Below are 9,743 nucleotides of genomic sequence, written 5' to 3' on the forward strand. Positions count from 1 at the left end.
GTTGTCGGCCTGCCTGTGCGGTCACGCTATTATAAACTGAAACGGGCGATCAGACCATCAGACGGTACTGCGCGATCGCCTCGGCCAGCCGCCCGGCGCGGGTGAGCGCGTCGGCCAGTTGCACGCGCGCGGCGCGCGCCTGCGGGTCGGCGGCGATGATCGCCTGCAGGTCGCCGATCACGTCGGGCAGCAGGGCGGACTGCGCATCGATCAGGAAGCGGTACTGCGCCAGGCACTCGCCCAGATCGAGATCGCGCAGTGAGCGCGCCAGATCGAGCCGCGCCTGGTGCTCGGCTGCGCCGGTCGGCGCCGCCTGCGTTTCGACAGATGGCGGAGCCGACGAGTCTGCGAGATAGACGGTGGCTTCGCGCGGCGCAGGCGGCTGAACCGGCTCCGCCTCCGCCACGGTGATCGGCGCGGGCGCAGCCGGTGTTTCGGCGAGCGCCGGCTCGTCCATGATCTCTTCGTCTACGATCGGCAGCGCAGGCGCGGCGGCGCCGGCCTGCGAATCGGCGCCGGCCTGCAGCGTCTCTTCCTCGACGATCGGCTCGTCGGGCTGCGCCGACGCGGGGATCGGTGCGCTGGACTGCGCATCGCCGACCCAACTCGGGGTCGCCGGCGCGATGCTGCGGCGCAGATCGGCCAGAACCGCCGCGGCATGCGGGTTCTTCAGGGCCAGCACGGCGAGGTCCCGGATCGCGTCCTCCACCAGTTCCTGCGGCGCGCCGGTCAGCCGCGCGTACTGGTCCGCCGCCTCGTCCACATCGATGAACTTCAGCGCGCGCGCCAGATCGAGCCAGGCGCGATACTCGGCCGCGCCGCGCGGCAGCGGCTGCGATTCGACCGAAGGCGGCGCGGAGGAGTCATCCAGGTAGAAGCTGGCTTCGCGCGGCTGGCGCGCAACCGGCGCGGCTTGCGGCACCATCGTTTCATCGACGACCGGCGCGCCGGGATACTCCGGCTCAGCCGCCGCGCTCGACTCCACCGCTTCGATGGCCTCTTCGCTAACGATCGGCTCGGCGGGCTCGTGCGCGGTACCTGCGGCCGAGACCATCTGCGCCATCTCATCCGGTTCGGCGGCATACGCATTCGCGCCGGCAGCCACATCGACCGAGACCGCGTGCGGTGCTTCGGCAGTAACCGCTGCTGCGCTGATGGCCGGTTCAGACGCGATCGCTTCCGATGTTTCGACCGGCTCAACGGGCGCGACAATGCCCGCAACCTCGTCGCCAGCCGCCAACTCGGCGGGCGCTTCGGGGGCAAGGGCGCGCGGCGCCGCCGGAGCGTCACGCAACTGCGCGAGCACGCTATCGACGCGCGGGTTCTCGGCGGCCGTGGCGGCCAGCAGACGCAGATCGTCGCGGGCCTGCTGCCGGATCGCCGGCGATGCCGCAGCCAGTTGAGCGTACTGGTCGAGCGCCTCGTCCACATCGAGATCGACCAGCATGCGCGCCAGATCGAGGCGCGCCTGATGCTCGGCCTCGCCGCTCGGCATCGGCTGCGATTCAATCGAGGCCGGGCCGGAGGCATCGTCCAGGTAAGTGGATGGTTCGCGCGGCGCGAGCGGTTCGACCGGCGCGGGCGACTTCTCGGCGCGCAGGGCGCGCAGCCACTCCGGCACCTCGGGTTCCGGCGCGAGCGGCTCGACCGGCACGGGGAGCGCAGGCGGCGGGTGCGGCGGTTCCACTGGCGCCGGTGGTTGCTGCTCTGCGGCGCGCATCTGCAACGCCTTGAGCCAATCGGGCGGCTCGGGCAGTTCATCTGCCGCAGGCGGTTCAGCCGGCGCGGCTGGCGCGGGAGTCGCAGCGTCTGTGCTCCGCATCCAGTCCGGTAGTTCTGCCGCAGGCGGTTCAGTCGGCGCGGCTGGCACGGGAGTCGCAGCATCTGCGCTCCGCATCCAGTCCGGTAGTTCTGCCGCAGGCAGTTCAGCCGGCGCGGCTGGCGCGGGAGTCGCAGCGTCTGCGCTCCGCATCCAGTCCGGTAGTTCTGCCGCAGGCGGTTCAGCCGGCGCGGCTGGCGCGGGAGTCGCCTCCGCAGATTCCGGAGCAGCAGTCACTTCGTCGGCAGACGGCTCGCGCAGCGCCTTGAGCCAGTCCGGTTCGTCCGTGGTGGCAAGCGAAGCGGTGTCCGGCCTGATCTCGGTCACGGGCGCCACATCGACCGCCGACTGCGTGCGCAAGGCGCGCATCCAATCAGGCTCGGTTGCATCGTCCGCCGCGACGGGTGAGGACGGCGGCGGCTCAGGCGCCAGCACGCCGGCGTGGCTGCGCAGTGCTCGCAGCCAGTCGGGCAGATCGGCGCCGGAATCCTGCGGCAAACCCATAACCGTGGGCGTGGCCGGCTCGGATGCCGACGACGGCTTCGGCTTATCGGACGGCGCCGCCACCAGTGGACCGCTGGCCGGTTCGTCGAGCGTGATTTCGCGCGACGGCAGCAGCGGGGTTTCGAGCAGCCTCTGCGCCAACCGGTTCGCGGGGTCGACCGCCTGCGCGCGCTCGAACAGCGGCGCGGCTTCTTCCGGGCGATCGGCATCCTGGACGATGCTGCCGAGAATCAGGTTGGCTTTCAGCGCGTTAGGCAGCGCCGTGAGCACGGCCCGGCATTGCTCGGCGGCGGCGCGCCGATGGCCGGCGTGATGGAGCGCCTCGGCCAGCGCAATCTGCACATCGAAGCGATCGTGTCCGGCGCCGTTGCCGGACGCCGAGCGCAGGACCGCGCGGAACTCGTCGGCGGCGCGATCATACTGCTCGCCGCGCATATAGATATAGCCGAGCGTCGTGCGCGTCAGGTGCAGGCGGCCGTGCGCGTCGGGCGCGCCCACCTTCGCATGCAGCCCGCGCAGCTCGTCGCGGACCGGGCCGTGATTCGGCTCCAGCTCCAGCGCGCGGTTCCACTGCCAGTCGGCTTCTTCGTACGCGCTGATACCCTCGGCCACGACGCCGAGCCCGACACGCGCCACGAAGTTCTGCGGATCGACGCCGAGCACGCGGCGGAACATATCGGCGGCATCGTCCGGGCGATCCGATTCGAGGCACGCCTGCCCCAGCAGCCGGTAAAAATCAACGCAGCGGGGCAGCGTGCGCAACGCATGCTGGCAGTACATGATGGCCCGGTCGTAGTGCTCGCCGGCGACCAACGACTCGACGCGCTCAAGATAGACCTGCAACGTCAAACTTGCCATTGCGGCTAGTTTAACGAACATTCGGCGGGTGGTCAAGTGCGTTTTTGGAGGCTATAATGGAATCGTGGCCTTCCGGTTGCCGTTCCAACAGCAGGTCAGCGATCTGGCGCGCGCGCGCGAGATCGTGGACGTCGTCATGCGCCACGGGCTGGGCGTGCTGGCCCAGCAGTGGGAGCTGACGCGCTTCCTGCCGCGCGGGCGCCGTTCCGTCGATGCGCCGGCCGACAGCCTCGAAAACCGGCTGACCACCGCCCAGCGCGCGCGGCTGGCGATCGAGGAACTGGGGCCCACCTTCATCAAGCTCGGCCAGCTGGCATCGACGCGCGCCGACATTTTCCCCGCGGAGTTTGTAGCGGAGTTCGAGAAGCTGCTCGACGCGGCGCCGCCGGTGCCGTTCGAGCAGGTGCGCGCCGTGCTGCAGGCCGAACTGGGCGAGCCGATCGACGCGCTCTTCGCGTCGTTCGAGGCAAACCCGCTGGCCTCGGCATCGATCGGTCAGGTGCATCGCGCCGTGCTGCACAGCGGCGAGCACGTCGTCGTCAAGGTGCAGCGCCCCGGCATCGAGCGGGTTATCAACGCCGATCTCGACCTGCTGCTCGGGCAGGCGCGCTTTGTGGAGAGCCGCTCGGAGCGCGTGCGCCGGCTGAACCTCGTCAAGCTCGTCGAAGAGTTCGCCTATGCGCTGCGGCTCGAGCTCGACTATACGAGCGAGGCGCGCAACGGCGACCGCTTCCGCAAGCACTTCGCCGACGACTCGCGCCTGCTGATCCCGAAAGTGTACTGGCATCTGACCACGCGCCGCGTGCTCGTCAGCGAAGAACTGCACGGCATCAAGATCAACGACGTCGAGCGGCTGGCGGCGGAAGGCTACGACCTGCCGGCCATCGCGCAGATGGGCACGCAGATCTACATGCAGCAAATCTTCGGCGACGGCTTCTTCCACGCCGATCCACACCCGGCCAATATCTTCGTCGTCGGCGGGCAGATCGCGCAGATCGACTTCGGCACGGTCGGCTACCTGACCGATGCGCTGAAAGACCAACTGGTGGACCTGCTGGTATCGCTGGTGCGCAACGACGCGGACGGCATTGCGCTGGCGATGATCCGGCTGGGCGGCGACGCGGAGGTGAACGAGGCCGAGCTGCGCCGCGACGTGCAGCGCTTTATGATGCGCTTCTACGGGCTGTCGCTCAAGGACGTGCGCATCGGGGACTTTCTCGGCGAGGTCTTTCGCATCGCGAACCGGCACCACATCATCCTGCCGGCGGATTTCGCGCTGCTGGGCCGCACGTTCATCATCCTGGAAGGGGTGGCCCGGCAACTCGACCCACACATCGTGCTGGTCGAGGTGGCGCAGCCATTCGCCACCCAACTGGTGCGCGAGCGGCTGTCGCCGGAGAAGATCGGCGCCAACGTGTTTCGCTCGCTGCGCGAGACGAACGCGCTGGCGCAGGCGCTGCCGCGCCGCATCGACAACTTTCTGGCGCGCGTCGACACCGACAAATTGCACCTGAACCTGCGGCTGACCGACGCGGAGCGCATGGGCGATCGGCTGGATACGGCGGCCAGCCGGCTGGCGCTGAGCATCGTGGTCGGCGCGTCGATCGTCGGCTCGGCGGTGCTGATCGCCAGCGGGCATACGTTTACGCTGCCGCTGATCGGCTCCGACGCACCGATCGCGGAGCTATCGTTCTTTATTTCGCTGGTGCTGGGACTGCGGCTGCTATGGGGGCTGCTGCGGGCCAAGAGCCTGTAACGGCGGGGTAGGGCGCAGCAGCGGCGGATGATTTCGTGACGATCAGCGCGCCTGCGCCGATGCTTCGCCCCTACTGCGACGCGGGCGGGATCAGTTGGCTGGCGTCGGGGTTGCCTTCCCAGCCGACCCAGTACTCGCCGCCTTCCCAGACTTCCTTCTTCCACACCGGCAGAATCTGCTTGAGCCGATCGATGGCGTAGCGGCACGCCTCGAACGCCTCGGCGCGGTGCGCCGACGACACCGCGATCACCACGCTGGCCTCGCCAATTTCCAAGCGCCCGGTACGGTGCGCCATCGCGATGCGCTGGATGCTCCAGCGCGCGCGCACTTCGGCGGCGATGACCTCCATCTGCTTGACGGCCATTTCCGGGTACGCTTCGTATTCCAGGTACAGGACGCGCTTGCCCTGCGAGTTGTCGCGCACGACGCCGCTGAACGTGCAGATGCCGCCTGCGCCCGGATCGGCCACGGCGCGCGCGACCGCCTGCTCATCGATCGGCCGGTCAACCACCGCGAACATGCGCGCCTCCGCTCACTGGCGGGATGAACGCGATCTCGTCGCCGGCCCGCACCGGCGCGTCGAGCGGCGCGTAGTCCTGATTCAGCGCGGCCAGGACGCTGTCGGACAGGTGACCGAGCTGCGGCACCTGCGCCTTGAGCGCGTGCCACACGTCGCCGACACGGGCGCCATCGGACACTTCCACGAACACCTCGCGCCGGCCGGCCAACTGCCGGTGGACCGCAAACAGTTTGACGTTGATTTTCATCGCATCACAATTGAACGAAATAGGCGTCGCACGCCTGGTCGATCAGGTCTTTCGTCATCATCGGCGCGATGCCCTCGTAGTTGGCAATGTCGATGATCTGGTCGAGAATGTCGCGCGGGTGTACCGCTTTCAACGCGCGGCTTTTCTTGATATACCACTCCTGCAGCAGGTAGATGAACACCTGCTGGTCGAACGGCACGTTGCGCGCGACCGCCATGCGCTGGAAGATCTGGTAGAACTCCGCGTCGGTCGGGTCGCCGACATAGATCTTGTGGCGGATGCGGCGCAGGAACGCCTCGTCCATCAGCGACTTCGGATCGAGGTTGGTCGAGAAGACGATCAACTGGTCGAACGGCACTTCGATCTTCTTGCCCGTGTGCAGCGTCAGAAAGTCGATGCGTGTTTCGAGCGGCACGATCCAGCGGTTCAGCAGGTCCTGCGGGCGCGTCGCCTGGCGGCCAAAGTCGTCGATCAGAAACAGGCCGTTGCTGGCGCGCATCTGGAACGGCGCTTCGTAGAATTTGGAGCTCGGGTCATAGATCAGATCCAGATTGTCGAGCGTCAACTCGCCGCCGACGATGACCACCGGTCGCCGGCACAGCACCCAGCGCTCGTCGATGCGGCTTTCGCCGGTCGCCTGCGCATACTCCGGCGAATCGAGCGCGACCGCCTCGTGGTTCAGCCGGTCATAGACGCGGATAACCTGCCCGTCCACATCGACCGCGTACGGGATGAACACGAGACCTTTGAGCATGTGCCCGATTGCCTGCGCGATCGTCGTCTTGCCGTTGCCGGGCGGGCCGTAGAGGAAGATTGACTTGCCGGAGTTGACCGCCGGGCCGATCTTGCGCACCGTGCTGGCATTCAGCACCATGTTCCCCAGCGCGGCGCGCACATCGTCGGGGCGAATGATCTGCCCGCTGGTGCTCTGCAGGCGCACGCGCTCGGCCCAGGCGTTGAGCGGCACCGGCGCCGGGCCGACATACTGCGTGCGGCCCATCGCCTCGCGCACGCGCTCGACGCCCTTGGCGGCCAGTGCGTACTGGTAACCGCGCTCGCCGACGCCGCGCGTGCCGACGACGCTCACCATCTCCTCGCGCTTGAGGAAGTCGAGCGTTGGCTGCACCACGCCGGTGAACGGCAGTTTGATCTCGCGGCAGATGTCGTTCCCGCTGATCTGCCCGCCGACGTACACGGATTTCAACACGAGATCGGTGATCTGATTGTCGCTCAGGCCGGTCTGGGCGATGCTTTGCGGCTCCGGCAAGGGCGACTGCCGCGCGCCGGACAGCGTGCCGGTGCGGCCGAGCAGTCCGGTGCCGCCGGGGCGCGCCGGCGCGGCCGAGCGGGTTTTGTCAGTGGTCATAGGGGTGTCAGGCTCGAAGTGGGGGTGCGTCTATTTGAGATGCTCCAGCAACGCCAGGTAGCCAACGGCCGACTCGCGCAACTGGGCGATTGCGACGCGGTCATGGGTGGTATGCGCGAAGCTCTCTTCGCCGGGCCCAAAACCGACGGTCGGAATGCCGGCCGCCATGAGGTGCCCGCCATCCGTTGCGAACGACCAGGCGGCCAGTTCGACCTCGCGTTCCAGCGCCCCGGTCAGAATCTGCCGCGCGCGCTCCAGCAGCGGAGCGTCGTCGGGCAGGTGGTAGCCGGGGTGCATAATCAGGTGCAGCTCGTCGTGGCCCATGTACGTCGTCAGGCGCGTCTGCTGGATCTCGACGGCGCCAGTCACGCCCGAATCCGAGCAGTCGTCCAGCACCTTCTGCATCTTGGCGACGACCTGCGCCGGCGTCTCGCTCGGGATGTTGCGCCAGTCCAGCGTCAGCCGGATTTCGCCGGGCGTGACATTGGGGCTGGTCTGATCGGTTGTCACCAGCGTCGGCGCGACGGTGGAGTGCCCGAGCACCGCGTCGGAGACCATGCGCAGCTCGCGCAGCTTGCCCAGGAAGCGCGCCATGGCGAAGTGCGGGTTGGCGCCGCGCGCGGGGATGGAGGCATGTACCGAGCGTCCGCGAAACGTGACGATCAGCTCCATGCGGCCGCGATGACCGGAGCGCAGTTCGTTGCGGCTGGCCTGGCCGAGCACGGCGCAATCACTCTTGATGTGCTTGACGAGGTGCGCGGTGCCCCAGCCGCCGCGCTCTTCGAGCACGGTGGCGGTCGTGTAGAGCGAGCGCGGCAGCGGGCGCCCGGCCTTGCGCGCCATGGCCGGCGCGTAGACCTGCACCGCCAGCGCGCCCTTGCCGTCGCAGGCGGCGCGGCCCCAGATGAAGCCGTCGGCCAGCGCTGCGCTGTACGGCGGGTGCGGCCACTGCGCCGCGTCGCCGACATCGACATGGTCCATGTGGCTGTTCAGCATCAGCGAGCGGTCGCCTTCCGTTCCCTTCATCAGGCCGACGACGTTGCCGACGTGGTCGCGCCACACCTGATCGTAGCCTAGCCGTTCCATCTCCGCCAGCACCAGATCGGCGATCGATTGCTCCTGTCCGGGTAGGCTCGGCGTCTGGATGAGTTTCTGCGCGAACTGAATAATATCGTTTTGGAAGGCATCGACGATGCGGGTCAAATCGGGACGCATAACAACCTCGGTTGGATAACAGTCTTACTAAGCCATTATAGCACCAAGCGGCGGCGGCGCACGCGCAGCGCCCGCCTCTGCTATAATCCCAGGCAAGCCCATTACCCAGGAGGAGCTATGCACATCGACACCGGTCTCGGCGTTGGATCGCTCGGCGACATCGCTGCACAGGCCCGGCAGGCCGAGCAGATCGGCTACGACGCGCTCTGGTCGAGCGAGACGCAGCACGACGCCTTTCTGCCGCTGACGCTCGCGGCGTCGGCCACGAGCCGTATTGCGCTGGGCACCGCCGTCGCCATCGCGTTTGCGCGCAGCCCGATGAACCTCGCCTACATCGGCTGGGACCTGCAGCAGATGAGCGGCGGGCGCTTCATCATGGGCCTCGGCACGCAGATCAAGCCGCACATCGAGCGCCGCTTCGGCATGGTCTGGGATCATCCGACGCCGCGCCTGCGCGAGTATATCCTGGCCATGCGCCACGTCTGGAACTGCTGGCAGACCGGCGAGAAGCTCAACTTCCGCGGCGAGTTCTTCAAGCTGACGCTCATGTCGCCGTTCTTCAATCCGGGGCCGATCGCGCACCCGCACATCCCGATCTACATTGCGGGCGTCAACGACCACCTGTGCCGACTGGCGGGCGAGTTGTGCGAAGGGTTCCACGTCCACCCGTTCCACACGCCGAAGTACATCGCGGAGTTCATCCTGCCACACATTGAGACGGGATTGCAGACATCGGGCCGCGCGCGGAGCGACATCGCGCTGTCGAGCGCCGTGTTCGTGATCGCGGGGGACAGCGCAGACGAGCGCGCCATGGTGCGCGAAATGGTGCGCCAGCAGATCTCGTTCTACGCCAGTACGCCGTCATACCACCCGGTGTTCGCGCTGCACGGCTGGCAGGCGCAGGCGAACGAACTGTCGGCGCTCGCGGCGCGCGGCAAGTGGGACGAGATGCCGAAGCTAGTAACGGACGCGATGCTGGCCGAGTTCGCGGAGGAAGCCACACACGCCGAGTTGCCGGCCAAGCTGAAGAAACGCTACGCGGGGCTGCTGGAGCGTATCACTTACTACCTGCCGGGCGGCACGGAGGCGCAACAGCGCGAGACGGTGCGGCAGTTCCACGCCTGATCGGCGTGGCGGCAGAAACCGGGCGGGGGCTGTCAACCCGTCATTCCGGCGGAAGTTGGTGATGCGCCAGGGACGCACACTCGCGCATGGAAATGGGCGTGTCGTTGTAGGGACGGGTCTTTGACCCGTCCAGTTGGCCAGGTCAAAGACCTGGCCCTACGCGTGGAGTTGCCTATTTCCATGGGAGTTGGTGATGCGCCAGGGACGCACACTCGCGCATGGAAATGGGCGTGTCGTTGTAGGGACGGGTCTTTGACCCGTCCAGTTGGCCAGGTCAAAGACCTGGCCCTACGCCTGGAGTTGCCTATTTCCATGGGAGCCGGAATCCAGGCA

Annotated in this window: 7 protein-coding genes; 2 read left to right on the plus strand and 5 right to left on the minus strand. The window is 67.6% G+C overall.

From position 1 onward, the window contains the following. Nucleotides 1–49 precede the first annotated feature (49 nt). Nucleotides 50–3,181, minus strand: coding sequence for a tetratricopeptide repeat protein (locus HZB53_04255; GenBank protein MBI5876841.1), 3,132 nt, complete (start codon nucleotides 3,179–3,181; stop codon nucleotides 50–52). Nucleotides 3,182–3,245: 64 nt separating this feature from the next. Between HZB53_04255 and HZB53_04260 the strand changes: the two genes are divergently transcribed. After that, entirely contained in the window at nucleotides 3,246–4,937 is a 1,692-nt protein-coding gene (locus HZB53_04260; GenBank protein MBI5876842.1) for an AarF/ABC1/UbiB kinase family protein, read from the plus strand. A 70-nt stretch (nucleotides 4,938–5,007) separates the two neighbouring features. On the opposite strand, the gene HZB53_04265 is transcribed toward HZB53_04260, so the two are convergent. From HZB53_04265 to HZB53_04280, 4 genes are read right to left on the minus strand one after another with little or no spacing between them, the layout of a single operon-like run. Beyond that, a complete protein-coding gene (locus HZB53_04265; GenBank protein MBI5876843.1) occupies nucleotides 5,008–5,457 on the minus strand; it encodes a molybdenum cofactor biosynthesis protein MoaE in 450 nt (149 codons plus the stop codon). After that, complete coding sequence (locus HZB53_04270; protein ID MBI5876844.1) at nucleotides 5,441–5,704, minus strand: MoaD/ThiS family protein; 264 nt, start codon at nucleotides 5,702–5,704, stop codon at nucleotides 5,441–5,443. The genes HZB53_04265 and HZB53_04270 overlap by 17 nt, the downstream gene beginning before the upstream one ends. Before the next feature lie 4 nt (nucleotides 5,705–5,708). Then, nucleotides 5,709–7,070, minus strand: coding sequence for an AAA family ATPase (locus tag HZB53_04275; GenBank protein ID MBI5876845.1), 1,362 nt, complete (start codon nucleotides 7,068–7,070; stop codon nucleotides 5,709–5,711). A gap of 30 nt (nucleotides 7,071–7,100) precedes the next feature. Next, nucleotides 7,101–8,285, minus strand: coding sequence for a M20/M25/M40 family metallo-hydrolase (locus HZB53_04280; GenBank protein ID MBI5876846.1), 1,185 nt, complete (start codon nucleotides 8,283–8,285; stop codon nucleotides 7,101–7,103). 117 nt (nucleotides 8,286–8,402) lie between these two features. On the opposite strand from HZB53_04280, the gene HZB53_04285 reads away from it, so the two are divergent. Then, entirely contained in the window at nucleotides 8,403–9,410 is a 1,008-nt protein-coding gene (locus tag HZB53_04285) for a TIGR03617 family F420-dependent LLM class oxidoreductase (GenBank protein MBI5876847.1), read from the plus strand. Nucleotides 9,411–9,743: the final 333 nt, after the last annotated feature.

This window comes from Chloroflexota bacterium, from assembly GCA_016235055.1.
In the GTDB taxonomy this organism is placed as follows: Bacteria; Chloroflexota; Anaerolineae; order JACRMK01; family JACRMK01; genus JACRMK01.

Excerpts from the sequence above, each read along its gene's own strand:
- HZB53_04255 (MBI5876841.1), bottom strand. The coding sequence starts at position 3,181 with ATGGCAAGTTTGACGTTGCAGGTCTATCTTGAGCGCGTCGAGTCGTTG.
- HZB53_04265 (MBI5876843.1), bottom strand. The coding sequence starts at position 5,457 with ATGTTCGCGGTGGTTGACCGGCCGATCGATGAGCAGGCGGTCGCGCGC.
- HZB53_04270 (MBI5876844.1), bottom strand. The coding sequence starts at position 5,704 with ATGAAAATCAACGTCAAACTGTTTGCGGTCCACCGGCAGTTGGCCGGC.
- HZB53_04275 (MBI5876845.1), bottom strand. The coding sequence starts at position 7,070 with ATGACCACTGACAAAACCCGCTCGGCCGCGCCGGCGCGCCCCGGCGGC.
- HZB53_04280 (MBI5876846.1), bottom strand. The coding sequence starts at position 8,285 with ATGCGTCCCGATTTGACCCGCATCGTCGATGCCTTCCAAAACGATATT.
- HZB53_04285 (MBI5876847.1), top strand. The coding sequence starts at position 8,403 with ATGCACATCGACACCGGTCTCGGCGTTGGATCGCTCGGCGACATCGCT.